Genomic DNA, 23348 nt, shown 5'->3' with positions numbered 1-23348 from the left:
CATTGATGACGCTTCGCTTAAGCGAACCTGGTTTTAATTCTGGTCGAAAATTGCCGAACCGGTGAGGGGAACACGCAATTTGAAACAAATTAGCATGCTAATAAACTTGCCGATTGTCGTAAAAGGGGTGTAATTAACAAAAGAGCAACTTTCTATACAAACAATTTACACAAGCGGTGACCCCAGCTCGCTCTGCTGGACGCCGCGCACACTCCCGGCAATGCCGTCGGGATAGGGATGACAAGATGCACGGCTGGACCTCACGACAGCGTAATGCGGCGATAGCCAGTTTTTTAAGCTGGACGCTCGATGCTTTCGACTTTTTCCTGTTAGTTTTTTTACTGAGCGATATCGCCCACTCGTTTCATGTCGACCTTGAGGAGGTCACCCTGGCGATTCTGCTGACTCTGGCCGTGCGGCCCGTCGGCGCGCTAATTTTCGGCAGGGCGGCGGAGAAGTTTGGTCGCAAACCAATCCTGATGCTCAACATTGTGTTCTTCTCGGCTTTTGAGCTGCTCTCCGCCGCCGCGCCGTCGTTGATGCTGTTTTTCCTGCTGCGGGTGCTGTACGGCGTGGCGATGGGCGGGATCTGGGGCGTGGCCTCTTCGCTGGCGATGGAGACGATCCCCGACCGCTCGCGCGGCCTGATGTCCGGCCTGTTCCAGGCGGGATACCCCTTCGGCTATTTGCTGGCGGCCGTCGCCTACGGGCTGCTGTTTGAACAACTCGGCTGGCGCGGGATGTTTGTCATTGGCGCCGCGCCGGTGCTGCTGCTGCCGTTTATCTATTTCTGCGTCGAGGAGTCTCCGGTTTGGCAGGCGGCCAGGCAGAATAAAGAGAGTACGGCCCTGCTGCCGGTACTGCGTAGCCACTGGAAGCTGTGCCTGTACCTGGTGGTGCTGATGGCGGCTTTCAACTTCTTCTCCCACGGGACGCAGGATCTTTACCCGGTCTTTTTGAAAGTTCAGCACGGCTTCGAGCCTAAAACGGTCAGCATCATCGCGGTCTGCTATAACATCGCCTCGATCATTGGTGGAGTGTTCTTCGGTTCGCTGTCGGAGAAGATTGGCCGACGCAAAGCGATTATGATCGCCGCCCTGCTGGCGCTGCCGGTCATTCCACTGTGGGCTTTCGCCAGCGGCTCGCTGGCGCTGGGGGCGGGGGCGTTCCTGATGCAGTTTATGGTCCAGGGGGCCTGGGGGGTGATCCCCACCTGGCTCAATGAACTGGTCCCGGCCAACACCCGGGCGGTGCTGCCCGGCTTCGTCTACCAGCTGGGTAATTTGCTGGCTTCGGTGAATGCCACTCTCCAGGCATCAATCGCCCAGCATCATGGGCATAACTACGGCCTGGCAATGGCCCTGGTGGCCGGGACGGTGGCGATTGTCATTACCGTCCTGACCTTTTTTGGTCGCGAAGGCCGGGTGATCCAATCCGCAGGAGCGGGACATCACCAGCCGCTCTCCACCAGCCGTTAACTTTTGTGACCGGGCGTGGCCAGGCGCCCGGTCGCATACATTAGTCACGCAGACGAATAGACGCCGCCTGGCGTTTCTCCAGCGAGCAAATGACAATCCCCACCATGATGAACAGCGCGCTAAACAGATGCCAGGCATGCGGCTGGGTATGCAGGAAGAGGATGCTCAACACCCCGCCGGAGAGGGGGATGATGTGGGTGTAAATTTCGCCCCGCGTGGCGCCAATGGTGGCGATACCTTTGTTCCAGAACAAATAGGCCAGCCACGATGGGAAAATTACCAGATACGCCAGGCCGCTGAGGAAAAACGGCTCGCGCCAGGCTGCCCAGTCCTGCGCCGGGTGGCGCATCAGCCAGAAGATGACGATTGGCAGCAGGATCAGGGCGCCGAGCAGCGAGCTGACGGCGACAAAGCCATTCGCCGGGATTCGGCGGTCCTTCAGACGTAACAGCGAACAGTAGAGCGCCCAGCTCAGCGCCGACCCCATCGCCCACAGGTCGCCGATGGCAAAGGTGTGCAGAGAGGCGGCGTGCAGCGGATTTCCCTGAAATAAGAGGATCATCACGCCGAGGGTGCTAAAAGCCACTCCGAGCCAGTTACGCCCTGATACCGGATCGCGGAAAAATAGTCGGTTAATCAACAGTACCATGCTCGGCGTGGCGGACATATAGATGGCGGCGTTGAGCGCGGAGGTGGTTTGCAGGCCAATATAGAGCGTGAGCGGGAAACTGACCTGGCCGCAGAGGGTTAGCACCACCACCGCTGGCGCGTTTGCCCGCAGCAGGCGGCGACTGCCGGCGATTTGCCGTCGGTAGAGCAGGCCCAGCAGCAGCGCCGTCAGCGCCCAGCGCGCTTCGGTCATCAGGATCGGATCCACGCCCTGCACCAGCACGTGCCCGACAACATAATTCCCGCCCCAGAACAGAGCCGCCAGCGTCAGTAACAGATAAGGCATGATGATTCCTTGTGTCGTTTGTCACTGTACTGAATGGTAATGTTATTGTTTTTATAATATCAATAATATTTTAGTGGTTTTTATTGTATTAATTTAAATTCTTTAATAAACAGTAAATTGACAACGCGTGTGAAATTTACGTTGCCGCATTATGGACGGTACTATACCGTATAGTAGCCATGTATTTCACAGGGATAAATCATGCGTAACACAGATAATGGGGTGATTGGAAGCGACCAGACCGCGGTGATGGCCAGGCTGGCGCTGGATGAGTTAATTGACCAGCTTCTGCACAGCAACGCGCTGTCGCTGAAGCTGACGGCCAACCCGCTGGTGGCCGACAGAGCCTGGCATCTCACTGAGAATACCTGCATCCGCGCCTTCTCCGCTGACGATCCACAGGCCAAAAAGCGTGCGCACAACGCGCTGTTCATTCTCTATCAGTCCTGGCTTGCCGACCCGCTCTCGCCAGCGGCTGCCAATCAGTTTCATCCGCTGCTTTCCGGGATCAGAAATTACATCGAGTCTGAGTGGCTGCGGGCGGAAAGCAAACGCTTCCACTACCAGAGACCAATGCTTAACGCCGGCAATATCGTCGACGAACTGCGCGCCTTATGCCAGCAGCACCCGGCGTCTCATCATCCGCTGTTCGATTTCCTTGCCAGCGAGGCCTCTGCGGCGCAAATCGACTATTTCTTCAAAAGCGACAGCGCCCTCAATCTGCTTTTCTTCGATCTGGTGGCGATGGGGCTGGTGGGCTCGCTGCCGGAAACCCGCGCTGAGATTGCGCAAAATCTGTGGGATGAGATAGGCCAGGGCAGCACCGAGATCACCCACGTTAATCTGTATAAGGATTTACTGAAGCGGCGAAATATCGCCTTACCGGACAATCATTTTGCCCATTTGTACGAGTGGCAGGGGCTGGCAGGGTATAACGCCTTTATGCTGGGCGGCGTAAACCGTCAGCATTACTACAAATCGCTGGGCGTGATGGCGATGACCGAGCTGCTCGACCCACCGCAGTATGAAAAACTGGTGGCGGGCTGTCGGCGGATTGGGCTTTCCGAGCGCGACGTGCATTACTATGCCGAACATATCACGGTCGACATCGGTCATGCGGATGGCTGGCTGAACAATGTGATTGTGCCGATTGGCAAAAAACATCCGGCGGCGATGGAGGAGGTCTTCTTTGGCGCCGCGCTGCGTCTGCAAACCTGCAACGATTACTATGATTGTCTGCTGGCGGCCCTGCAGTCGCTGGGCGGCAGCTTATCATCTCACAGCGTACCGCCTTCTGAGTAAATAAGCGCTTTGGCCGCGCTCCAGGCGGTCATCCCCGGCGGGATCTCCCGACATTCGGCGGACTCGGCCTGCTGGGCGGCGATAGCGCCATCGATGAGCATCACCATCATCATGGCGACCCGCTCGGCAGGCTCTGGTTTTAACACCTGCAGGAGGATATCGCGGAAGAACTGCCAGAGGAGCGACTTAAATCGGGAGCATTGCTCCCGGATCGCCGGCGATGACGCGCCATATTCAAACAGCGCGCGGGTAAACATGCAGCCGTGGAACGTTTCGCAGGTAAACCAGCGATGGTAGTAGTCGAACACGGCAAACAGCTTTTCCCGCGCGCTGGGTTTATCCGCGGTGATCTGCGCCAAATCCTGCATAAATTCGCTCTCTTTCTGCTTGAGGATAGCCAGAATGAGCGCCTCTTTATCGGCGTAATAGCGGTAGAAGGTCATTTTGGAGATGCCAGCATGTTCAGCAATCCGCTCGATGCTGGGCGACTGATATCCTTCGCGATTAAACAGCGTGCTGGCGTGGCGGAGAATGTCCGCTTGTTTTGGCTTCATGCGTTTTCCTGTCGAATGGTTCGCTGTCACGATTGCCGGTGACACGGCCGTCCTGCGACAGCGGTGCATTATGCCGGATCTTGCCGCCAGACGGGCAAAAAGTAAATCAGCCGCGGTTTATGCGGCGTCGGTTCCCTCAATAAAAACAAGATTGCGTAGACATACACAAGTCACCATACTTGTCTGCGATAAATCGCTTTGCATAAGTACGGAGGAGTCGCGTTAATAATCAGTATTCTGACCAGGAAATACCATCTTTCATAGTCAGCGATTGACTCAGGGCTTGCTCATGAAGAGCGATGACAACACCTGGAAAAATAAATAATTAACAAGGAATGGTTATGTACTACAAGAATGAAATTGTCCGTTATTTACAGGCTAACAATATTCTTGCGTTAAAACTCGAACATGCCGTAGCGGGTGCAGAAAAGGCCGTAGCAAACCAAATTGAAACCATAGGCGCAGGTGCAAAGCGTGCGCTTTATTATACGTCCTGTTTTACCGATGAGTACCAGGATGTGTGCCTGCAACAAAAAACCGAAGACATACGATTTAAAAACGGTGTGATTTATCTCCTTAAACATGGAAATATTGCATACGATATGCTCAAGCTATATTTTGAACAAATATTCAAAGACAAAGCTTCAGAGGAACTGGAGCGTATAAAGCGAATACTTATGGCTGTTAACATTCATATTGCCGCAAGCTCACTGACCAACGCTGGATTTGCTTTGGCAACAGCCTCATTTGTCGCTACAGGTATAAACCTCAATCTTGAACTTAGTGCATTGGCTGGACGCCGGGCAGGGGGAGTGGTAGGCGCTATCGGAATATATGGTATTGTGCAGAAAGCAGCAGAGAGTGCACATCGTCTTTGCGTTTCCGAACCTGCGTATTATTCGGTACTTTACGCACATGAGCTGGAAATGATGTACTTTCTGATAGAACCATTGTTTCTAAAATCTGAGGCGTTTACAGCACAACAGGCCTCGAATGAGGGTATTGCAGACATCATTACCAGGATGATCCGATAGCTATGATGAATCTTATTAAAAGATTGCTGCAAAGAATATTCAGATCGTTAATTTCATATTATGGCCCTGCTGTATTGACAATCCTCTTCGCCATGGCACAAGGGCTCTTTTTTCCAGAGACGCCTCTCTGGCTTGTTCCCCTGTTTTTCGTATTTGTAATTGTAATGTTTTATCGATTTGTAAAATTTTGACATTGAAAACTTAACTTTATATTAAATTTATAAGGAAATAATATGTCTATACCCGCACATTTATGGCTGGAAGATGAAAATGGCTCCCCCAATTCTCGGCAGTTGTTTGATGCCACTGCGCCTGGGTTCTATCGAGTTAAAATCCTTTTCTCATGGGGTAACTATTCCGGTAGATCCAAACTGGGGAAAACTAACCGGTACGCGGATCCATCAACCTGTAACGATCGTAAAAGAGTTCGATCAAACAACACCGCTCTTGTACAGAGCCGTCTGCGAAGGCCGAACGATGAAGAAGGCGACAATCAAGATGTACCGCATTCTGGAAACAGGTATCGAAGCCGAATATTTCAATATCATTCTGGAAAACGTCAAATTTACCACGGTTGCACCATTTCTTTCTCCGGGTGGGATGAGTAGTACCCATCTCGAAACACTCGAATTGCGTTATGAGGCGATCACCTGGAAGTATACCGAAGGGAATATTATCTATCGTGACTCATGGAATGACCGGTGTTGCGCCTGAACTCCCAGCTAACCGATTACGAGGAGATCTTCGCCTACGGCGATACGCCGGAAGATTTCGCCATGCTGACCCTGGCCACCACCAAAATCTATCGCTGGGATGAGGCTCCGCCATGAGCCTGGCAGCGCCAGGCTGCGCAGGTTAAGATGGCCCCGCCATTGCCCGTCTCATTGAGAAGAAGAGAAGAGATGATGTTACCCCTGACCACGCCCCGGCTGCTGCTGCGCCGGTTCAGAACGGAAGATCTGCCGACTTTCAGCCATTATCGCAATCTGCCGGAGGTGGCCCGCTTCCAGAGCTGGACCCACTACGGCATGACAGAGGCGACAGCCTTCTATGAACAACAGCGTTCGCAGGCCTTTGCTGAGGATGAGAGCTGGTTCCAGCTTGCCGTAGAGATCCAGGCCAACGGTGCGCTGGCGGGAGATGTGGGGATCCACTTCTTAGATCACGGCAGACAAGCCGAGCTGGGGATGACCTTTTCCCCTGCGTATCAGCATCAGGGGTATGCCCGGGAAGCCATACGGGCGGTGATGGCCTTACTCTTTGAACAGTTAGCCCATCACCGGCTGATAGCGGTGGTAGACACACGCAATACCGGCGCGATCAAACTCCTGGAAGGGCTGGGCTTTCGTCGCGAGGCGCATTACCGGCAGAATATCTTTTTTAAAGGCGAGTGGGGCGATGAGTACCTGTACGCGCTGCTGCGCAGCGAATATCAGTGAAGTGACGGGCGAACCGTCACTTCTGCCCGGCGGACGATTAGCTATGCTGGCGGATAAAGCGCGCGCGCCACGGTTTTAGCACCCACAGCGCGAGGGCGGCGGTGATAAAATCAAGGCCAATAGCGCAGCTGAAGACTACATGCCAGCCGTGGGTGTACTGATAGAGCAGTGCCGCCAGCGGGCCACCGAAGATTGACCCGATGCCCTGAGAAATATACAGCCAGCCATAGTTGGTGGCGGCATGCTCGCTGCCGAACGTATCGGTGAGTGTCGACGGGAAGAGAGAGAAGATCTCCCCCCAGCCAAAGAACACCACCCCGGAGAGCAGGACAAACAGCAGCGGATCTTCCCGGCACGCCAGCCAGAGCATCATCGCTACCCCCTCCAGCGCAAAGGCGATAAACATGGTTTGCTCGCGGCCGAAGCGGTCGGAAATAAACCCAAACAGCGGCCGGGTTAAGCCGTTGGTAAAGCGGTCTATCGTTAACGCCAGCGGCAGCGCCGCCATGCCAAACACCACCGCCTGGCTAATGCCGAAATCCTCGGCGAACACCGCCATCTGCGAAGTGACCATCAGCCCGGAAGTCGACATCATCGCCATCATGGCGAACATCAGCCAGAACAGCGGCTGGCGCAGCATTTCCCGGGAAGTAAACGATCTGCTGCTCTGCGCCACCGTCTGACTGACGGGCTGGGAGACAGCGGGCGGCGGCAGCTTCAGCCCCTGACTGGCGATGAAGCCGACGAGGGCGAAAAGGATCCCGAAAGTCGTCATCGTATGTTCAAGGCCGTTAGTGGTCAGCGACAGGGAGATGGGGAAGGTGGTTATGATGGCCCCCATCCCGTAGCCCGCCGCCACCGCGCCGGCGGCAAATCCCCGCTGCTGTGGGAACCATTTGACCATCAGGCCGACAACGCCGATGTAGACGATCCCGGTCCCGAGGCCGCCCATGCAGCCATAAACCAGCCAGAGCGTTGCCAGGCCATTCACCTGCGCGGAAAGCACCCAGCTCATTCCCGCCATCACTGTGCCAATAGCGATCAGCCGCCGTGGGCCAAATTTTTCCACTAACCGCCCCTGAAAAGGGGAAAAGAAGGTCTGCAGGATGATCAGCAGCGAGAAGGTGACCTGCAATTCTGGCAGACCGACGCCAAGTTTGGCGGCCAGGGGTTTTGTCAACAGCGTCCAGACATATTGCGGACTGGAGATGGCGGCCATACAGATCAGGCCCAGCACCAGCTGGCGCCACTTGCCATATTTCGGGGTAACCAACGGTTCGCTGAGTGTCGTCATGTTGTTCTCCGTTTTCAGTAAGCAGGCTTCCGTGAAACGCATCCACCCTGGATGCCTCACAGAAAGGGGAAGGTTGCGACCGCAGACTGGCGACCTGTTGTGGCCATATGGCATACGTTCTTGTCCACATTGCGGTATACAAGCGAAGAGCATTAAACGTGCCATATAAAATAATTTTTTATATTCAACTGGTTAATGTAATGAGGGCATGTCTGACGGGGGGCGGCATGGTGAATGTGCGGCACCAGGGCGGTGCAAATGAATTATCGCGGTGCGCTTTACCTGCTAACTGGCGTAGGAGACATCGTATATCCTGGAGTGGCGCTAGACGGACTTCAGTGCAAAGCCGCCCAGGCGGGTCGAGGCTACGAAATCACCGCCTGGGGCGGCTGGCAAGATAAACGGGAAATGAGGCTGGCGGTTTACCCGCTTAGTAGCGAAAAAACGCTACTGTCCCGACTATTTTTTGCTTTATGAGCTGGGCATTTATTGTATGGACTCTCGCAGAGAGACATTCTTCCTGGTAGAAACCCTGGCTACCACACACAGATACTAGATAGGGGAAGCCTTATCGCCCTATATTAAACTCATGCCGCGGTACTGGCCCGGACTTTGAGCACTGACGGAATTTCAATGAACTTTTCACCAGGCTTATCGTTAAGCAGTTCGAGAAGAGCTTTACCGGCTTTCACCCCAATGTCATGCCAGGGAAACTCAACGGTTGTCAGGGCAGGGGAACAGACTGTCGATAACACTCCTCCGCCTAAACTCGCAATGGCTACGGTATTGGGCACCTTAATGCCGGCACTGTGGCAGGCCATCATACATCCACAGGCCATTTCATCCGACGTGCAAATTAACGCATCCAGATCGCCCCAGGTAATCATCATATCCTTGAATATATTGACGCCTGTGGCGATGGTAGATGGCAAATGCGTGGTTACCACCCGGTGCGGGGAGCGGTTCAGAGCGAGCATCGCCGTATTCCATCCGCTCAGCAACTGGCGAAACATTGTGTTATTAGCCGGGGTACAGAGCAGTGCGATGTTTTTTAATGAGGCGTCGGCCAGATGAGTCACGATCTGTTTTACGGCCTTACCGTAATCCACGCCGATGCACATACCCACAGGGTGGGTATTTAGCGCGCCAATTTCCAGAATAGGAACATCCACGTTGGCCAGCAGCTGGGTGCAGCTCTCAATGGTATCGATATTGAACTGAATAATGGCCGCCGGGTTATAGGCGAGCATTTTTTCAAACGTCTTTTGTTCACTTTGACCGTCATGCCCGGATTCCATAAACATCATGGTATATCCGCGTTCGGTCAGCACTTTTTGCAGCGCTTCAGAGACCGGCAAAAAACCCGGCGAAGAGAAGGTGGGAACGACGGCGAGAATAAGATCGGAATGGACCGACGCCAGATTACGTGCCTGCAGATTAGGGACATAGCCGAGTTGACTGACGGCCGCATCGATGCGATCGCGAAGCTCAGGATTCACTTTTTCAGGCATTCTCAGCGCTCGCGAGACGGTCATGGCGCTCACACCGACAAACTCAGCCACCTCGGTCAGGGTTATCTTACCCGTTCCTTTACGTCGTTTTTCTTTCGGGCTACCGTCCGCGTCTAAACTCTTCACCAAAATCACCAACCGTTTGAAAAATAAAATATAACGAAAGTATATCTGCGAATCGCATTATAACTTACCACAGCGAGGGGGAAAGCACATTATAGCCAGTGTTAGCGGTAACGCACTTTTTAACATTTTTCTTTGTTAGCGCTAACTTTGGGAGGTGTATCACAGTTGCATTTTATTTAGCTGTTTATAGTGCAGCACATAGACCCCCTCGGGAGAGCATATGATCAGAGACTGGTTAACCCCGGATAAAATTAAAGTCATTAACTCAATAGATAGCTGGGAAAATGCCGTTCGACTTGCAGCAGAACCCTTGCTGATGCAAGGGTATATAGCCGGGTCGTATATTGAGGCGATTTTGCAAAGCCATAAAGAACTTGGGCCTTATTACGTATTAGCTCCCGGCTTGGCGATGCCTCATGCCCGTCCTGAACAGGGGGTATTAAGAAATGGATTATCGCTTCTTCATATTAAAGAAGGGGTGTCGTTCGGCTCGACAGAGAACGATCCGGTATACGTGGTAATCATACTATGCGCTCGTTCCGGAAATGAACATATCACGATGATTGGTGAACTGGCTGAAATCTTTAGCGATCAGCAAAAGTTACACCGATTGTTAAATGCCGATGATAGCAAGGCGATTCAGGCCGTTATTGACTGAAGGAAAACAGAATGAAAAAAGTACTTATCGTGTGCGGTAATGGTTTAGGCAGCAGCTTCATCGTTGAAATGAATGTCAAAAAGATCCTTGCCGAAATGAATAAAGAAGCTGAAGTCGCACATACCGATCTGACGTCGGCAAAAAGCGAAACTGCCGATCTTATTCTCAGCGCCAAAGACATTGCAGAACATCTTAGCAGTCACTCTGCAAAGGTCGTTGGATTAAGTAATTTACTTGATAACAATAAAATTAAAGAAATTTTAGCAGAAAACATTTAAGCAACGGCTATCTGATTCGTGGAGTTAAACATGCTTCATTTTCTTATTTATGATGTGCTAGGAACACCGGCGATACTGGTTGGTTTATTTTCACTGATCGGTCTGCTGTTGCAAAAAAAAGGAATTTCAGACGTTATTTCAGGCACGCTGAAAACCATCATGGGTTTTGTCATATTGACCGCCGGCGCCGGTATTATAGCCTATACGTTAACCATCTTTAGCCAGTTATTTGAACATTCTTTCCATATTCAGGGCGTGGTGCCCAACACTGATGCCATGGCCGCTCTGGCGCAGAAGAATTACGGCACGGAAACCGCCACCATTATGGTATTGGGCATGCTGATCAATATCGCCCTGGCGCGTCTAACGCCATTAAAGTACATCTTTCTGACCGGACATCATACGCTTTATATGGCTGCGATGCTGGCGGTTATCCTGTCTGTAGGGGGCTTGTCAGGGGGATGGGTGGTGGCCATCGGGGCGGTTATTCTCGGTGCGATGATGGTCATCTCCCCGGCTATCTTGCAGCCGTTTACCCGTAAAATAACCAACACCGACGATCTGGCGCTCGGGCATTTTGGATCTATTGGCTACCTGCTGTCCGCGCTGGTGGGCAAAATTATTGGTAAAGGTAGTCCCTCGATTGAAGAGATCAAAGTACCTAAGTCGCTCAATTTCCTTCGCGACTCATCGGTGGCCATCTCTCTCACCATGATGATTCTGTTTCTGGTGCTGGTGCTCGTTGCGGGCAAATCCTTTGTCGAGGAGACCCTGAGCGCTGGTCAGAACTTTATTATCTTCGCCATTATTCAGTCCCTCACGTTTGCTGCAGGAGTTTATATCATCCTCGCCGGGGTTCGGATGGTGATTGCCGAGATCGTCCCGGCGTTTAAAGGGATTGCGGACAAACTGGTTAAAGACGCGAAGCCGGCGCTGGACTGTCCGACGGTGTTTCCCTTCGCTCCGAATGCCGTCATCGTCGGCTTCCTCGCAAGCTTTGTCGCAGGACTGGTCAGTATGTTCCTCTGCCCGCTGTTCGGCTTGAGCGTCATCGTCCCGGGCCTGGTTCCCCACTTTTTCTGCGGGGCCACGGCGGGGGTTTACGGCAACATTACCGGCGGACGTCGCGGGGCGGTGGTAGGGGCTTTTGCTCACGGTCTGCTCATTTCGTTCCTGCCTGCCATTCTCTTGCCCATGATGGGGGATATGGGACTGGGCTCCACAACCTTTGGAGACGCAGACTTTGGCGTTGTCGGCATCGTGCTGGGTCATATCATCGCAATGTTTAACTAACTATTTATCGGAGGTGGTTTATGAGCGCTAAATTTTCACCGTCACTGATGTGCATGGATTTAACGCAGTTCAAAGAGCAGATCACGGCAATGAATAAAAAAGCGGATTTTTACCATGTTGATATAATGGATGGCAATTACGTCCGCAATATCACACTGTCTCCCTTTTTTATTGAGAATCTGAAAAAAATTACTACTGTGCCCATTGATGTTCATCTGATGGTGAATCATCCGGAAGATATCATTCCCATGTGTCTCGAGGCCGGCGCCGATATCATCAGCTTTCATCCCGAGACGGCGAATAACAAAATATTCCGCCTGCTGAATCAGATCAAGGATGCGGGCAAAAAGTGCGGGGTGGTGCTGAACCCGGCGACACCGGCAGAAAGCATTGCCGAATATGCGCATCTGCTGGATAAAGTGACGGTCATGTCGGTTGACCCTGGCTATGCCGGACAAAAGTTTATTCCTGAGTCGCTGAACAAGATTAGAAAGCTCATCAACATGCGCAAAAATAATGGCTATCACTATCTGACGGAAATTGATGGCTCTTGCAATGAGAAAACCTTCGGTCAGATTGCTGAATCCGGGGTAGATGTCTTTATCGTCGGCACATCGGGTCTGTTTTCGCTCCATGAGGATGTCAGCCAGGCGTGGGACAGAATGATCGAGATCTTCCAGCGGGAAACTGTCGCTGCATAACGGGTTATTTCTCTTCGAACCACAGTGTGTATTTGAATAAGCCTTAAAAGATCTGCATCACGCCAGCGATGCTGGTTTGTTATTTAACGACCACTCTATATGAATGCGGGTGAACCATGGATATTTCGACAGTGCTTAATGTTAAAAACATCAAGTTAAATATGACCGCCAGAACCAAAGAAGAGGTGATAGAAGAACTCACCGATTTACTTATCCAGGATGGCGCCGTCACCAATAAGGAAGATTTTATTCGTGATGTCTGGTTACGCGAGGAGCTAGGCTCTACCGGCTTTGAAAACCATATCGCTATTCCACATGGTAAATCTTCCGGTGTTTCCCGTACCGCATTAGCCATCGGACGCACGCAACATGCCATTCCCTGGGAGACCATGGATGGCAGCGACGTCCGCTGTGTTATTTTATTTGCGGTTTGCCTGGTGGATCAAAATGCCACCCATATTCGCCTGTTGGCACAAGTGTCTGGGTCACTGGCGGATGAAGACATTATCGCTAAATTACTTGTTGAATCTGATCCACATAAAATCATTGCGCTTTTCAATTCAGAAACTGAAAACGCCGATGCTTAATACCAACTTGCTAATATCGATTTGTAATTTATTAAATTAATTAACGGAGAAACATTATGAATATTGTCGGCGTTACCGCCTGCACGGTGGGGATTGCACATACCTATATTGCGCAAAAGAAAATTGAAACTGCGGCTAAAAAAGCCGGACATAACGTTAAAATCGAGACGCAAGGAACCATCGGCATTGAGAACCCGTTAACCGCTGATGAGATTGCCGCAGCAGATATTGTCCTGCTTGCTGCCGATGTCAAAGTAACGGGCGAGGAGAGATTTGCCGGCAAGAAAGTCGTTAAAGTCGCGACGGAAACGGCAGTCAAATCCCCCAATAAGTTGATTGAAAAACTCAGTGAAATAGTCAATTCATAATTTTATTTCGGCCTGGCGACTCTACATTAAAGGGCGTGACTTATGTCTCTAAAACAAATATGGCAAGCAGCAAACCCTAAAGGACATCTGCTGACCGCTATCTCGTTTCTGATCCCCATTGTCTGTGGTTCTGGGTTTATTATCGCCATCGGTATGGGGCTTGGCGGAACGGTGCAGGACACGTTAACTCCGGGACAATTTGATGTATGGCAGGCGATGGCCACCCTGGGCGCCAAGGCGCTTGGGCTGTTGCCGGTGGTGATTGCCGTGGGAATATCTGGCTCGATTGCCGGCAAACCAGGCATCGCGCCAGGATTTGTCGTCGGGCTGGCGGCGAATACTATAAGCGCAGGCTTTATCGGTGGGATGATTGGTGGCTATATTGCGGGGTATATTGCGCTGGCGATCATTAAAAACGTCAAGGTGCCTGACTGGGCCCGCGGGTTGATGCCGACGCTGATCGTTCCCTTTTTTGCCTCCATTATCAGCTGCCTGATTATGGTCTATATCATCGGTACGCCTATCGGTATCTTTACGGAAGCGCTTACGTCTTTCCTGAGAAGCATGGGCACGTCTTCGAATTTGGTGTTAGGCGCAGTCATAGGCGCATTGTGTATCATTGACTTTGGCGGCCCGCTGAATAAGACATGCTTTGCTTTCGTGCTGACCCTGCAGGCGCAGGGGATAAATGAACCCATTACCGCACTTCAGTTAGTTAACACCGCTACGCCTATCGGATTTGGCCTGGCTTTCTTTATTGCCAAACTGCTGCGTAAAAATATCTATAACCGTGAAGAAGTAGAAACCTTAAAATCAGCGGTTCCGATGGGGATTGTGAATATCGTTGAGGGTTCTATCCCGATCGTCATGAATGATATTGTGCGCGGTATCGCGGCGGCGGCTATCGGCGGCGCGTGCGGCGGGGCGGTCACCATGGTCTATGGTGCGGATGCGACGGTTCCTTTTGGCGGAGTACTGATGATCCCCACGATGTCACATCCGATGGCAGGCATCATGGCCCTGCTGGTGAATATCGTTGTTACCGCCACGGTCTATGCCGTCATCAAAAAAGATATCCCTCGCGACGTGATTGTTGATAATGATTACGAAGAAGAGGATATCGACCTGGATGATATTAAAGTGAGCTAACGTATCCCAGGGTTATTTTAAATCAACATTAAGCTCTTCCTGTAAGAACATCAGCCCATGACTAAGCATTACTTAGTCATGGGCTACTCTTTGCATCTGTCATCCCCGAAGAAAAATGGAGCAGGGTAAGCAGAAGATCAGGGGAAATAATCTTGTTGCAAAAATGTGAACCCTTCAGTAGCCTTGTCTCTTTCGGAGACAGGAAATGCTCGTCACTGATTCACTTCTTGCTTACACCCTCGCTGCTACACTGCTTACCCTGACGCCAGGTCTTGATACTGCTCTTATTCTCCGCACGGCGACTGCTGAAGGGGGACGCAAAGCCTTGCATGCCGCGTTAGGCATCGATCTCGGGTGCTTTATCTGGGGCGCGCTGGTGGCCTTTGGTTTAGGTGCGCTACTGGCGGTTTCTGAGTTGGCTTATACCTTATTGAAATGGTGCGGAGCAGGATACCTTTGCTGGCTGGGCATCCAGTTGCTCCTGCGACCACGCCAGCAATTTAACACCCACCCGGCCGAATCAGATTCCACGAGTAACTGGTTCCTGCGTGGGATGCTAGGGAATGTGCTTAACCCCAAAATGGGCGTCTTCTACGTTTCGTTTTTACCCCAGTTTATCCCCGCCGGGCATTCACCCGTGAGCTGGACTTTTCTCCTGGTCGCTATCCATGTATTGATTGGTACGCTGTGGTCGTTAACGCTGATTACCGCCACTCGCTATGCCGCAGGCATCCTGAAAAAACCAGCCGTAGTGAAATGGATGGACCGAACGACCGGCTGCCTGTTTCTGTTGTTTGCCGCGAAGCTGGCCATGAGTCGGCGGTAGTCACGCAGGGGCGTATGCCCCTGTTTTTGCCTTAAAAAATGAGCAACCCGTGGAGTACTACTCAGTGGTGAAACGATCGGGCTCGAACGAACGCTTAGCCAGTTTCTTTTGCAAAACGATGACAATAATTGGGGTTCCTGATGCGGTAATTGCACATACCGCCAACAGCGTATCCATATTTTGTAGCGCCATGCGATGGTCGGGTAACAAAAAAGCAGACAGGAAAAATGCGGCAGTCGTCATCAGATACATCATGGATGTCTGTAATGAAGAGAATCCCGCTCGTTGCTTGTTATCAGGAAACTGAATCGTCACCGCCGACGATGACACCAGACGACTGTAAGCTGCGCCGAGAAATAACGTAATAAATAGCGCTGGATGCGGATAGCCCATCAGGGGTATCAGTAAGCTCAGGATAAAAACGAGGGTCGACCCGGTCGCCAAACTCAAAGCAGAAACACGAGAGGTTAATGCGCCTGTCATTCTGGTAGACAGATACCCCGCCAGGCCCCCGCCGAAGAACAACCAGGGCAGCAGACCTTGAGAAGCCCCCAACAGCTGCGTCATTAATGGCGCCAGGACAGGAATGATCAGCATTGGACTAAACTGTACCAGCGCATTACCGGAAGCAAACAGTAAAGTATCTACATCGAGGGGCAGCGCGTGGGACGTGTCGAAAGTGACGGGATCCTGAGGGATGATGGAGACGATCAGTGGCAATGCCAACCAACACAGTGTACAAATTAACCACAACGCGACATGCCAACCGTAATGAGTACACAAAAATAGTACAGCGGGCATCCCCACGATGCTGACCATCGAAAATGACGCAATCACCGTCGCCAACATTTTTCCGCGCAAGTCAGCCGGTGTGTGGTTTATCAAAATAGTGATCCCCACAGCCATTGTCGTACCGCCAACCAGTCCTGCGAAGAAGCGCAATGTAAGAAGAAGAGGAAAACTGGTAGTGAATGTCGTCAACAGTGTCGCCATGGCTAGCAGTACCATATTAGCGATTAAAAAATGCTTCTTATTGCAACGATCAATCCAGTAAAAGGCGATAATTCCCGACAGGACGGCTCCAGATGTGTACATACCGGATACATAGCCTGAGAAGGTGACGGGAACAGCGAAATCTGCAGCCATAAATGTAAAAACAGGGCTGAACATCATATATTCCAGCGCATTAGTAAACTGGACAAAAGCGATTACCATAGCAATCCGAATGAGCGTCTTTTGATTAAATGTTGTGGTGACCAGTGGCATAGCAAGCGACCTGTGGATGAAAGATATCCTAGCTTAACTGCTATCAAACTTGTCGATTAGATGGTAAAAATGGCACTCATTATTATCATATGTGGGATAGTTGATGCGGCCAGTTCTTGACTTTAATGCGCTGAAAATCTTCATTGCTGTGGTGGAAAGAGACAGTTTTGTCGGGGCATCGAAAGCCCTGGAAATGCCGACATCAAATGTGAGCCGTTGCATTTCTCAGTTAGAAGACAAACTGAACCTTCAGCTCATTGAGCGCAGTACCCGACATATGAAGCTCACACAGGCTGGGCATCTACTCTATACCCGGGCGAAGCCATTACTGGAAGCACTTGAGCAAACTGAAACCGAATTAACGTTGCGACAAATGCAATTCAAGGGGCCATTACGTATCTGTATTCCCAATGAAATCGGTCCTGTATTGCTGGGCTCTGTTGTTGCTGATTTCGCCTGTCAGCATCCGGATCTGGAGATGAGTTGCGTCACAAATTTGTCGGGTTATGAATCCCTGCGAGATGATCTGGATTTAGCTGTCATTGTTAGCCGTGGTCAGATGGATGACAGTGACTACATCGCCCGTCATCTGGTGACGATCCCTTGCACCATCGTTGCGGCCCCCTCCGTCATCCAGCGTTATGGCACGCCTTCTCGAATACAGCAATTTGAAGAGTTACCCTGTATTACAACGGTGAATGCGCTTAAAGGCGCTCCCTGGCAGTTTGTGAATAAAAAGGGCGGATTCGAGACGATCAAGGTTAACGGTCGTTATCGGGTCAACAGCGGAGAGATGGCAGGGCGAGCGGCCATCTCAGGTGTCGGTTTTGCCATCCTGTCGAAACAAGCCTGCCAACCCTATATTGATGATGGGCGGTTAATCGAGATTGAATTTGAACAATCGGCAGCCCCCTTGCAATTGTTCGCTCTGTATTCAGATCGGCGTTACTTGCCGGCAAAAACAAGAGCGCTTATTGATTTCATGCATCAGAGATTGAGTCATTAACAAGAGGCCATCTTCAGCGCGCCAGGGCAGCGCTGTTTTATTCAGCCGGCCGGCTCAAGCAACAAATCTCTGATATAGCCCTCCAGCAGGGAGGCACAAATTCGCGTTTCATACGACATCATCCCAGCTGGTGGATGGAGCAACCAGGCACTAAATGGCGGGATCGGATAGTGGCTTAAGAGGGGGATGAGCGCGCCGTCTGCCATTTCTTTTCTGCAAACCGGACTTTGCAAAACACCAATGGCATGTCCCGCTAATAACCAGGAGAGGACACTCCGCCAGTGCGTGGACTGAAATTGAATATTGACGGGAACATTAATGAGTTGATCTTCGGAAGCGACCAATTGAATGCGATTACTGGCGAATACACCGGAAACAGCAGCAAATGGATAATCTGTCAGCGCATCCGGCGTGTCAGGATGACCCATTTTCGCCAGCAGAGCCGGAGAGGCGAGTAACACTCTGCGCACGGTGCCAAGCGGGCGTGCGACAAAAAAACCTTCGGAGACATCACCTAATCTCAGCGATAAATCGACCCCCTCGGTGACGGGATTGATGACGCGGTCGTTAAAAATGACATCGACCTGTAGCTCCGGATGCTCGTTCTGAAGCTGCAACAATGCAGGCATCAGCAGGCTTTCTCCGGCGGAATAGGGCGCGGCAATACGGATTTTGCCTTGCAGCCCCTGATTTTCCTCATTCACAGAAAGAGCATGCTCTGCCGCCTGAACGGCCGTTTTGCTTCGCTCATAAAACACGTTACCGCTTTGCGTTAGAGACATGTTACGCGTGTTGCGCCTAAGCAAACGTGTCCCAAGATGAGCTTCCAGTTTTTCTATTCTTTCACTCACGGCGGGCTGGACAATACCGAGATCGCGGGCTGCAGCCGACATGCTGCCCCGTTCAACCACCCTGATAAATATGCGCATTGCTGAGAAGAGATCCATTCACCAATTATATTGGCTTTACCGATAAATGTAAGTGGGGACAGGTATCTACTGCTTTACTGCGAAATGATGAAAAATCCAGACTCAAGGCCTGAGTCAGGCTAAATTTCAATCTATTTAATTGATTTATTGGTGGAAAATAATGATGCCAGAGATAAAGCTTTTCATGTTCCAGTCAGGAACACAGCATTGTCGATATCAGCATATCCGGATGAATCAGGGCGTGGGAGAGCATTATGAGATCCCTGTCCCCTGGTTTCTGCTGACCCATCCGGATGGGTTTACGCTGATTGACGGCGGTCTGGCTGTCGAAGGATTGAAAGATCCCAGCGGTTATTGGGGAAGTGCTGTAGAGCAGTTTAAACCGGTGATGTCAGAAGAACAGGGTTGCGTGGAACAACTTAAGAGGATTGGCATTGCTCCTGAGGATATCCGCTATGTGGTCCTGTCCCATTTGCACTCTGATCATACGGGAGCAATTGGTCGCTTCCCCCATGCTACGCATGTTGTCCAGAGGCAAGAGTATGAATATGCCTTTGCCCCTGACTGGTTTACTTCGGGAGCCTATTGCCGACGCGATTTCGATCGTCCCCAACTTAACTGGCTATTTCTGAACGGGTTGTCCGATGATCACTATGACCTTTACGGTGATGGCACGTTACAATGTATTTTCACCCCAGGGCATTCACCGGGCCATCAATCTTTTCTTATCCGCTTACCGGGTGGTACAAATTTTACGCTAGCGATTGATGCGGCTTATACCTTAGATCATTACCATGAGAAGGCGCTCCCGGGGCTAATGACGTCTGCTACTGATGTCGCTCAGTCTGTGCGAAAGCTGCGTCAGCTTACCGAGCGATATCATGCGGTATTCATACCCGGCCACGATCCTGAAGAATGGAAAAAAAACAGGCTTGCGCCAGCCTGTTACTATTGAATCATTCCTCGCTGATCGCCAAAAAGCGTCTGTTAAGCAGGGCTGTCAGCTTATCTTGTTCGAAATGGCCCTGGTGATGGCCGGGGCCATTTCTGCGGGCAAGCTCAGGGCTTCACGTCCAGCACGACATGACTGAAGGTTTGATAGGTTTTTTCGTCCGGCGCGGGCGGGATGTTGGCTTTTTTCAGCGCGGACATCACCTGCGCGCAGAATGGCCGATCGCCGCTCTCGACCGTTGGATCCTGCACCGTCCCGTCACGCTGCAGCATAAAGCGCACCGAGCATTTTTGCCCTTGCCAGGAGGCCGGCTGGTCTATGTTAGCGAAGATAGCCGCCTGGATCCGTGCCAGATAGCGTGAGGCATTGGCCTGGGGTGAAGTATCGGAACCCGTTTGATAATCGCGAAGTATCTTATCCACTTCAGCCGATATTTTAGCGTCTTCGGCGCTGCCCGGCGCAGAAGCACGACCCGAGCAGGCGGAAAGGAGTAAAGAGAGGGTGCAAACGAGCACAGCGTTGGTTTTCACGGACATGCTAAGCCTCCTTGCTGGTGGTGATACCGTCGTGTACGAGGCGGTTATCCTCTGTTATTCCGCGATATTATTCAAACGCTGAATTGCATGGTACGCGCTTTCAGTGACAGTGTCACTCATTTTTTACTTTCGTCGCGGGCGGTGATGCCATCCAGTCGCGAATGATGTCACCGTATAGCTGTTCGGCCTCCGCTAGTCGGCTGAGCAGGCAGTATTCGTCGGTTTGATGCGCCATCGACGGCTCGCCGGGGCCGAGAATAATACAGGGCGGATCGCCCAATGCAGGCAGCAGCAGCGAGGCGTCGGTAAAGTAGGGCACCACGCGCGGCGCAATCGGCTCAGCGTGCAGCGGCTGACAGCGTTGATAAACCTGCTTAATCCACGCATGATCCTCCCGGCTGAGGACGGCGGGCAGGTCGACCAGCGTGGAGACGGTGACGCTTTCGCCAAGCAGCGTCGTCAAGCGCTCCCGGATAGTGGCGTGCTGTAAATTGGGCGCGCTGCGGATATCGACATCAAAACGCGTGCGGTCCGGTACGGAATTAATATTGAGTCCGCCTTCTATGCGTCCGACGTTGAGGGTGGGTTGCTTCATTAGCGGATGCGGCGCGCCTGGCGAAAAATGCTGAATCTTACCCAACGCATCCGCCGCAAGATAAATAGCATTGATCCCCAGCTCCGGCATCGCGCCGTGGGCGGTTTTCCCCCGCGTTTCGCAGCGTAGCCAGAGCGCGCCTTTATGGCCGATAACCGGATAGTTGGCGGTGGGTTCACCGACGATCAGCGCGCCCACCTCCGGCAACGTTGCGGAGGCGATCAGCGCCCGCGCGCCGTCGCAGCCGGTCTCTTCTCCGCCGGTTATCAGCAATACCGCGCCGCGTCCGGCGAGGATCGCTTCCTGCTGATGAACGCAGGCGACGGCAAACGCCGCTATCGCCGCTTTCATATCGCTGGATCCGCGGCCATAAAGACGCCCGTCTTCCATCTGCGAGCCGAAAGGATCGTACTGCCAGCGGGCATTTCCCAGCGGGACGGTATCCAGATGTCCGGTAAAGGCCAGCGGTTTACCGCTCTTCGCCCCGGGCAGGCTGGCGATAAGATTGCAGCGTCCTTCGCCGAACGACGACAGCGAAACCTCAAAACCGCTATCATCAAGCCAGTCGGCGAAGAACCGCATGCAGTCGGCTTCGCAGCCCGGCGGGTTGATGGTGTTAAAGCCCAGCAGCTGCCGGGCGAGCTCAAGAGTCGCGGTCATCAGCGGCGTTCCGTCAGCCAGTCGAGGCAGTTAATCCACAGCTGGCGATAGCCGGGCCATTTGGCAAACTCTTCCGGCAGCCAGTGCGCCGACATGTCGCTGGTCCACACCAGCGAGCGTCCCTGCTGATATTCACGAACAGCCAACAGCGGATGACCGGTACCGGCCACGGTCGCCAGCAGTTTGCCTTCCGGGTGCATTTCAACTTCGTTATAGCCCAGCAGCCACGGCCATTCGCCCGGAATATCGTTAAACAGGGGGTGAGACTCCGTCACTTCGGCATAGCAGCCTTCCGGGGTTTCAATGCGATCGTCCCAGGCCAGGCAGCGTACCGGCAGCACTTTCTCCACCTCGGTATGGCGGTAGCGCGCGCCGCCGTTGATTCCCTGGAAGCTGTAATAGCCGCCGATCATCATCAGCGCCCCCCCGCCGGCCACGTAATCATGCAGGAGCGTTAAACGGTTGGCGGTTCGGCGGCTCTTCAGCCAGGTGTCCGGATGCAGCAGCAGCGTATTGGCGCCAATGTCCGAGAGAATAATCGCATCCCACTCCTGCAGCGCTTCCAGCGTCAGCGGAAAGTCGGTCGCCGCCGCGTGGGCGGGCATATAGGTAATGGCATAGGGACTGTCGGCGAGCGCGGCCAGAAAGTCCGTTGCACCGGTGTGCCAGGTGGCGGTGGCAAACTGGTCGAAGCCTTTAACGTGCGTTGACGTGCTGGTCCAGGACTCACCGACAAGTAAGATTTTTTTCTGCATGATGACGTTTCCTTTTATCCGCCAAAGACCCGCTGGGGGTTTCCAATCATTAAGGTTTCAAGTTGTTCGCCGCTGACGCCGTGGCGCCGCAGACGGGGAACAAAATGCTTGAGTATGTAGCCATAACCGTGGCCGCCGTAGCGGGTGAGCATGGTTTTCAGGAAGACGTCCTGCGACAGCAGAATTTGCTGGATGTAGCCGTCGTCAATCAGCTCGCGGATCGCGCGGGCGTTCTCCTCGTCGGAGGGCGACTGCGCCGACTCGTCGGCGTAGTAATAGCTCATGCCAATCATGTCGTATTCGAGAAACGCCCCGCGCTGCGCCAGTTCGCGCTGGTAGCGCTTATCGGCAAAGCTGGGATTCATATGGCACAGCACGGTATGGCGTAAATCGGCGCCTTCCTGCTCGAGAATATCCAGCACCCGATGGCCCAGCCGCTCCCAGCCGGGCAGATGGACCTCGATCGGCACGCCGGTCGCGGCGCTGGCCCGACCCGCAGCACGCAGGGATTTCTCCTCATCCGGCGTAAAGCGGCTGGAGATACCGATTTCGCCGATGAGCCCGGCGAGCACCTCCGGTTTCTCCTCCGCGCCGCCAAGATCGTAAATCAGCCGTTCGGTCAGCTGTTCGACGCTGCTGATTTTTACCCACTCAGGGTGCGAAGGTTCCAGATAGAGCCCGGTACCCATAATGATGTTCAGACCGGTCAGCCGCGCGATGCGCGCCAGCGCTTTCGGATCGCGGCCAATGCCGATATTGGTCGGGTCGACTACCGTTTCTCCGCCAAGGGCGCGATATTTAGTCAGCTCGTCAATCGCAACGTCGACATCAAACAGCTGACAGTTATCGCGGCTCATCAGCGGGTTGAGCGACAGTTCGCCAAGGTTTTCCATTTTCACCGGCATTTCGGCAAGATGGCGATCGCTGCAGCAGCAGGGCGGCACCCATTTGCCGGAGGCATCCAGCAGAATATGCTCATGCATCAGAGTAACGCCCATTTCGTTAATCGGCAGTGGGCCAAGCACAGTCATTACATAACCGCTGCTAACGCCAACCGGCAGCGGGGAGGGATGGCGAAAAATTGATCCTTTCATCA

Annotated in this window: 27 protein-coding genes and 1 pseudogene; 18 read left to right on the top strand and 10 right to left on the bottom strand. The window is 52.6% G+C overall.

The window, feature by feature from the left end; translation table 11 throughout:
- Positions 1-245: 245 nt before the first annotated feature.
- The gene (locus BHE81_RS06395) at positions 246-1478 is read left to right on the top strand and encodes an MFS transporter (RefSeq protein WP_004148411.1); all 1233 of its coding nucleotides are present in this window, start codon (positions 246-248) and stop codon (positions 1476-1478) included.
- A 40-nt stretch (positions 1479-1518) separates the two neighbouring features.
- On the opposite strand, the gene BHE81_RS06390 is transcribed toward BHE81_RS06395, so the two are convergent.
- The gene (locus BHE81_RS06390; RefSeq protein ID WP_023301912.1) at positions 1519-2433 is read right to left on the bottom strand and encodes a DMT family transporter; all 915 of its coding nucleotides are present in this window, start codon (positions 2431-2433) and stop codon (positions 1519-1521) included.
- A 201-nt stretch (positions 2434-2634) separates the two neighbouring features.
- Here BHE81_RS06390 and BHE81_RS06385 point away from each other — a divergent pair, with 201 nt between their 5' ends.
- Positions 2635-3735 carry an iron-containing redox enzyme family protein gene (locus BHE81_RS06385; protein WP_023301913.1) on the top strand — a complete coding sequence of 367 codons (1101 nt, stop codon included), beginning with the start codon at positions 2635-2637 and terminating at the stop codon, positions 3733-3735.
- Here the strand turns inward: BHE81_RS06385 and BHE81_RS06380 are convergent.
- Positions 3711-4289 carry a TetR/AcrR family transcriptional regulator gene (locus tag BHE81_RS06380; protein ID WP_023301914.1) on the bottom strand — a complete coding sequence of 193 codons (579 nt, stop codon included), beginning with the start codon at positions 4287-4289 and terminating at the stop codon, positions 3711-3713. The genes BHE81_RS06385 and BHE81_RS06380 overlap by 25 nt on opposite strands.
- A gap of 341 nt (positions 4290-4630) precedes the next feature.
- On the opposite strand from BHE81_RS06380, the gene BHE81_RS06375 reads away from it, so the two are divergent.
- The 5 genes and pseudogenes from BHE81_RS06375 (at position 4631) to BHE81_RS06355 (ending at position 6762) form a co-directional block, all read left to right on the top strand.
- Positions 4631-5323 (top strand): hypothetical protein, encoded by a 693-nt coding sequence (locus tag BHE81_RS06375; protein ID WP_023301915.1) that lies wholly within the window; start codon positions 4631-4633, stop codon positions 5321-5323.
- 2 nt (positions 5324-5325) lie between these two features.
- Positions 5326-5514 carry a hypothetical protein gene (locus BHE81_RS06370; protein ID WP_024622647.1) on the top strand — a complete coding sequence of 63 codons (189 nt, stop codon included), beginning with the start codon at positions 5326-5328 and terminating at the stop codon, positions 5512-5514.
- Positions 5515-5556: 42 nt separating this feature from the next.
- A pseudogene (locus BHE81_RS06365) lies at positions 5557-6037 on the top strand (Hcp family type VI secretion system effector).
- Positions 6025-6153 (top strand): hypothetical protein, encoded by a 129-nt coding sequence (locus BHE81_RS06360; RefSeq protein ID WP_004176131.1) that lies wholly within the window; start codon positions 6025-6027, stop codon positions 6151-6153. Before BHE81_RS06365 ends, BHE81_RS06360 begins: the two are co-directional and overlap by 13 nt.
- A gap of 30 nt (positions 6154-6183) precedes the next feature.
- Positions 6184-6762 carry a GNAT family N-acetyltransferase gene (locus BHE81_RS06355; protein ID WP_072145299.1) on the top strand — a complete coding sequence of 193 codons (579 nt, stop codon included), beginning with the start codon at positions 6184-6186 and terminating at the stop codon, positions 6760-6762.
- Between the two features lie 37 nt (positions 6763-6799).
- On the opposite strand, the gene oxlT is transcribed toward BHE81_RS06355, so the two are convergent.
- On the bottom strand, positions 6800-8098 hold the full coding sequence (oxlT, locus tag BHE81_RS06350) for an oxalate/formate MFS antiporter (RefSeq protein WP_023301918.1): 1299 nt from the start codon (positions 8096-8098) through the stop codon (positions 6800-6802).
- A gap of 216 nt (positions 8099-8314) precedes the next feature.
- Here oxlT and BHE81_RS06345 point away from each other — a divergent pair, with 216 nt between their 5' ends.
- Positions 8315-8533: a hypothetical protein gene (locus tag BHE81_RS06345; protein ID WP_072145313.1), complete on the top strand. Its 219-nt coding sequence runs from the start codon at positions 8315-8317 to the stop codon at positions 8531-8533.
- Between the two features lie 110 nt (positions 8534-8643).
- On the opposite strand, the gene BHE81_RS06340 is transcribed toward BHE81_RS06345, so the two are convergent.
- Positions 8644-9696 (bottom strand): LacI family DNA-binding transcriptional regulator, encoded by a 1053-nt coding sequence (locus BHE81_RS06340; protein WP_004151868.1) that lies wholly within the window; start codon positions 9694-9696, stop codon positions 8644-8646.
- A gap of 217 nt (positions 9697-9913) precedes the next feature.
- Here BHE81_RS06340 and BHE81_RS06335 point away from each other — a divergent pair, with 217 nt between their 5' ends.
- The 8 genes from BHE81_RS06335 to BHE81_RS06300 all read left to right on the top strand — a co-directional run bounded on the left by BHE81_RS06335 (position 9914) and on the right by BHE81_RS06300 (position 15553).
- Positions 9914-10351, top strand: a complete 438-nt coding sequence (locus BHE81_RS06335; protein WP_004143637.1) for a PTS sugar transporter subunit IIA — start codon at positions 9914-9916, stop codon at positions 10349-10351.
- An 11-nt stretch (positions 10352-10362) separates the two neighbouring features.
- On the top strand, positions 10363-10629 hold the full coding sequence (locus BHE81_RS06330) for a PTS sugar transporter subunit IIB (protein ID WP_004176134.1): 267 nt from the start codon (positions 10363-10365) through the stop codon (positions 10627-10629).
- Positions 10630-10659: 30 nt separating this feature from the next.
- Positions 10660-11922 carry a PTS ascorbate transporter subunit IIC gene (locus BHE81_RS06325; protein WP_004176135.1) on the top strand — a complete coding sequence of 421 codons (1263 nt, stop codon included), beginning with the start codon at positions 10660-10662 and terminating at the stop codon, positions 11920-11922.
- Between the two features lie 20 nt (positions 11923-11942).
- Complete coding sequence (alsE, locus tag BHE81_RS06320) at positions 11943-12623, top strand: D-allulose 6-phosphate 3-epimerase (protein WP_004179925.1); 681 nt, start codon at positions 11943-11945, stop codon at positions 12621-12623.
- 116 nt (positions 12624-12739) lie between these two features.
- Positions 12740-13210 (top strand): PTS sugar transporter subunit IIA, encoded by a 471-nt coding sequence (locus tag BHE81_RS06315; protein ID WP_002905131.1) that lies wholly within the window; start codon positions 12740-12742, stop codon positions 13208-13210.
- A gap of 56 nt (positions 13211-13266) precedes the next feature.
- Positions 13267-13578 carry a PTS fructose transporter subunit IIB gene (locus BHE81_RS06310; RefSeq protein WP_004176139.1) on the top strand — a complete coding sequence of 104 codons (312 nt, stop codon included), beginning with the start codon at positions 13267-13269 and terminating at the stop codon, positions 13576-13578.
- A 42-nt stretch (positions 13579-13620) separates the two neighbouring features.
- Positions 13621-14727 carry a PTS fructose transporter subunit IIC gene (locus BHE81_RS06305; protein WP_004224873.1) on the top strand — a complete coding sequence of 369 codons (1107 nt, stop codon included), beginning with the start codon at positions 13621-13623 and terminating at the stop codon, positions 14725-14727.
- 205 nt (positions 14728-14932) lie between these two features.
- Positions 14933-15553 carry a LysE family translocator gene (locus BHE81_RS06300; protein WP_023341571.1) on the top strand — a complete coding sequence of 207 codons (621 nt, stop codon included), beginning with the start codon at positions 14933-14935 and terminating at the stop codon, positions 15551-15553.
- A gap of 57 nt (positions 15554-15610) precedes the next feature.
- Here the strand turns inward: BHE81_RS06300 and BHE81_RS06295 are convergent, their stop codons facing one another.
- Positions 15611-16819 carry an MFS transporter gene (locus tag BHE81_RS06295; protein ID WP_023342800.1) on the bottom strand — a complete coding sequence of 403 codons (1209 nt, stop codon included), beginning with the start codon at positions 16817-16819 and terminating at the stop codon, positions 15611-15613.
- 103 nt (positions 16820-16922) lie between these two features.
- Between BHE81_RS06295 and BHE81_RS06290 the strand changes: the two genes are divergently transcribed.
- The gene (locus tag BHE81_RS06290; RefSeq protein ID WP_004176143.1) at positions 16923-17825 is read left to right on the top strand and encodes a LysR family transcriptional regulator; all 903 of its coding nucleotides are present in this window, start codon (positions 16923-16925) and stop codon (positions 17823-17825) included.
- Between the two features lie 41 nt (positions 17826-17866).
- On the opposite strand, the gene BHE81_RS06285 is transcribed toward BHE81_RS06290, so the two are convergent.
- On the bottom strand, positions 17867-18754 hold the full coding sequence (locus BHE81_RS06285; RefSeq protein WP_073545661.1) for a LysR family transcriptional regulator: 888 nt from the start codon (positions 18752-18754) through the stop codon (positions 17867-17869).
- A 160-nt stretch (positions 18755-18914) separates the two neighbouring features.
- Between BHE81_RS06285 and ahlK the strand changes: the two genes are divergently transcribed.
- Positions 18915-19709 carry an N-acyl homoserine lactonase AhlK gene (gene ahlK, locus BHE81_RS06280; RefSeq protein ID WP_004218740.1) on the top strand — a complete coding sequence of 265 codons (795 nt, stop codon included), beginning with the start codon at positions 18915-18917 and terminating at the stop codon, positions 19707-19709.
- Between the two features lie 104 nt (positions 19710-19813).
- Here the strand turns inward: ahlK and BHE81_RS06275 are convergent, their stop codons facing one another.
- The 4 genes from BHE81_RS06275 to BHE81_RS06260 form a co-directional block, all read right to left on the bottom strand.
- Positions 19814-20242, bottom strand: coding sequence for a cell envelope integrity protein TolA (locus BHE81_RS06275; protein ID WP_004179900.1), 429 nt, complete (start codon positions 20240-20242; stop codon positions 19814-19816).
- Positions 20243-20354: 112 nt separating this feature from the next.
- The gene (locus tag BHE81_RS06270; protein ID WP_032737772.1) at positions 20355-21497 is read right to left on the bottom strand and encodes a M20 family metallopeptidase; all 1143 of its coding nucleotides are present in this window, start codon (positions 21495-21497) and stop codon (positions 20355-20357) included.
- Positions 21497-22252, bottom strand: coding sequence for a glutamine amidotransferase (locus tag BHE81_RS06265; RefSeq protein WP_002904983.1), 756 nt, complete (start codon positions 22250-22252; stop codon positions 21497-21499). Before BHE81_RS06265 ends, BHE81_RS06270 begins: the two co-directional genes overlap by 1 nt.
- 14 nt (positions 22253-22266) lie before the next feature.
- Complete coding sequence (locus BHE81_RS06260) at positions 22267-23346, bottom strand: phosphotriesterase family protein (RefSeq protein WP_004176149.1); 1080 nt, start codon at positions 23344-23346, stop codon at positions 22267-22269.
- Positions 23347-23348 lie beyond the last annotated feature (2 nt).

Origin of the sequence: Klebsiella sp. AqSCr, assembly GCF_008452795.1 — a bacterium.
GTDB classification, from domain to species: domain Bacteria; phylum Pseudomonadota; class Gammaproteobacteria; order Enterobacterales; family Enterobacteriaceae; genus Klebsiella; species Klebsiella pneumoniae.
Note: the sequence above shows the minus strand (reverse complement) of the source record. Positions and strands in the feature narration are given on the sequence as shown.

Bases quoted from the DNA above. Each gene is read 5' to 3' on its own strand.
- BHE81_RS06370 (WP_024622647.1), top strand. From the start codon at position 5,326: ATGATGAATCTTATTAAAAGATTGCTGCAAAGAATATTCAGATCGTTA.
- BHE81_RS06315 (WP_002905131.1), top strand. From the start codon at position 12,740: ATGGATATTTCGACAGTGCTTAATGTTAAAAACATCAAGTTAAATATG.
- BHE81_RS06290 (WP_004176143.1), top strand. From the start codon at position 16,923: ATGCGGCCAGTTCTTGACTTTAATGCGCTGAAAATCTTCATTGCTGTG.
- BHE81_RS06295 (WP_023342800.1), bottom strand. From the start codon at position 16,819: ATGCCACTGGTCACCACAACATTTAATCAAAAGACGCTCATTCGGATT.
- BHE81_RS06380 (WP_023301914.1), bottom strand. From the start codon at position 4,289: ATGAAGCCAAAACAAGCGGACATTCTCCGCCACGCCAGCACGCTGTTT.
- alsE (WP_004179925.1), top strand. From the start codon at position 11,943: ATGAGCGCTAAATTTTCACCGTCACTGATGTGCATGGATTTAACGCAG.
- BHE81_RS06335 (WP_004143637.1), top strand. From the start codon at position 9,914: ATGATCAGAGACTGGTTAACCCCGGATAAAATTAAAGTCATTAACTCA.
- BHE81_RS06395 (WP_004148411.1), top strand. From the start codon at position 246: ATGCACGGCTGGACCTCACGACAGCGTAATGCGGCGATAGCCAGTTTT.
- BHE81_RS06345 (WP_072145313.1), top strand. From the start codon at position 8,315: ATGAATTATCGCGGTGCGCTTTACCTGCTAACTGGCGTAGGAGACATC.
- BHE81_RS06260 (WP_004176149.1), bottom strand. From the start codon at position 23,346: ATGAAAGGATCAATTTTTCGCCATCCCTCCCCGCTGCCGGTTGGCGTT.
- BHE81_RS06265 (WP_002904983.1), bottom strand. From the start codon at position 22,252: ATGCAGAAAAAAATCTTACTTGTCGGTGAGTCCTGGACCAGCACGTCA.
- BHE81_RS06385 (WP_023301913.1), top strand. From the start codon at position 2,635: ATGCGTAACACAGATAATGGGGTGATTGGAAGCGACCAGACCGCGGTG.
- BHE81_RS06285 (WP_073545661.1), bottom strand. From the start codon at position 18,754: ATGCGCATATTTATCAGGGTGGTTGAACGGGGCAGCATGTCGGCTGCA.
- BHE81_RS06270 (WP_032737772.1), bottom strand. From the start codon at position 21,497: ATGACCGCGACTCTTGAGCTCGCCCGGCAGCTGCTGGGCTTTAACACC.
- BHE81_RS06375 (WP_023301915.1), top strand. From the start codon at position 4,631: ATGTACTACAAGAATGAAATTGTCCGTTATTTACAGGCTAACAATATT.
- BHE81_RS06390 (WP_023301912.1), bottom strand. From the start codon at position 2,433: ATGCCTTATCTGTTACTGACGCTGGCGGCTCTGTTCTGGGGCGGGAAT.
- BHE81_RS06275 (WP_004179900.1), bottom strand. From the start codon at position 20,242: ATGTCCGTGAAAACCAACGCTGTGCTCGTTTGCACCCTCTCTTTACTC.
- BHE81_RS06310 (WP_004176139.1), top strand. From the start codon at position 13,267: ATGAATATTGTCGGCGTTACCGCCTGCACGGTGGGGATTGCACATACC.
- BHE81_RS06300 (WP_023341571.1), top strand. From the start codon at position 14,933: ATGCTCGTCACTGATTCACTTCTTGCTTACACCCTCGCTGCTACACTG.
- BHE81_RS06305 (WP_004224873.1), top strand. From the start codon at position 13,621: ATGTCTCTAAAACAAATATGGCAAGCAGCAAACCCTAAAGGACATCTG.
- ahlK (WP_004218740.1), top strand. From the start codon at position 18,915: ATGATGCCAGAGATAAAGCTTTTCATGTTCCAGTCAGGAACACAGCAT.
- oxlT (WP_023301918.1), bottom strand. From the start codon at position 8,098: ATGCGTTTCACGGAAGCCTGCTTACTGAAAACGGAGAACAACATGACG.
- BHE81_RS06330 (WP_004176134.1), top strand. From the start codon at position 10,363: ATGAAAAAAGTACTTATCGTGTGCGGTAATGGTTTAGGCAGCAGCTTC.
- BHE81_RS06325 (WP_004176135.1), top strand. From the start codon at position 10,660: ATGCTTCATTTTCTTATTTATGATGTGCTAGGAACACCGGCGATACTG.
- BHE81_RS06355 (WP_072145299.1), top strand. From the start codon at position 6,184: ATGGCCCCGCCATTGCCCGTCTCATTGAGAAGAAGAGAAGAGATGATG.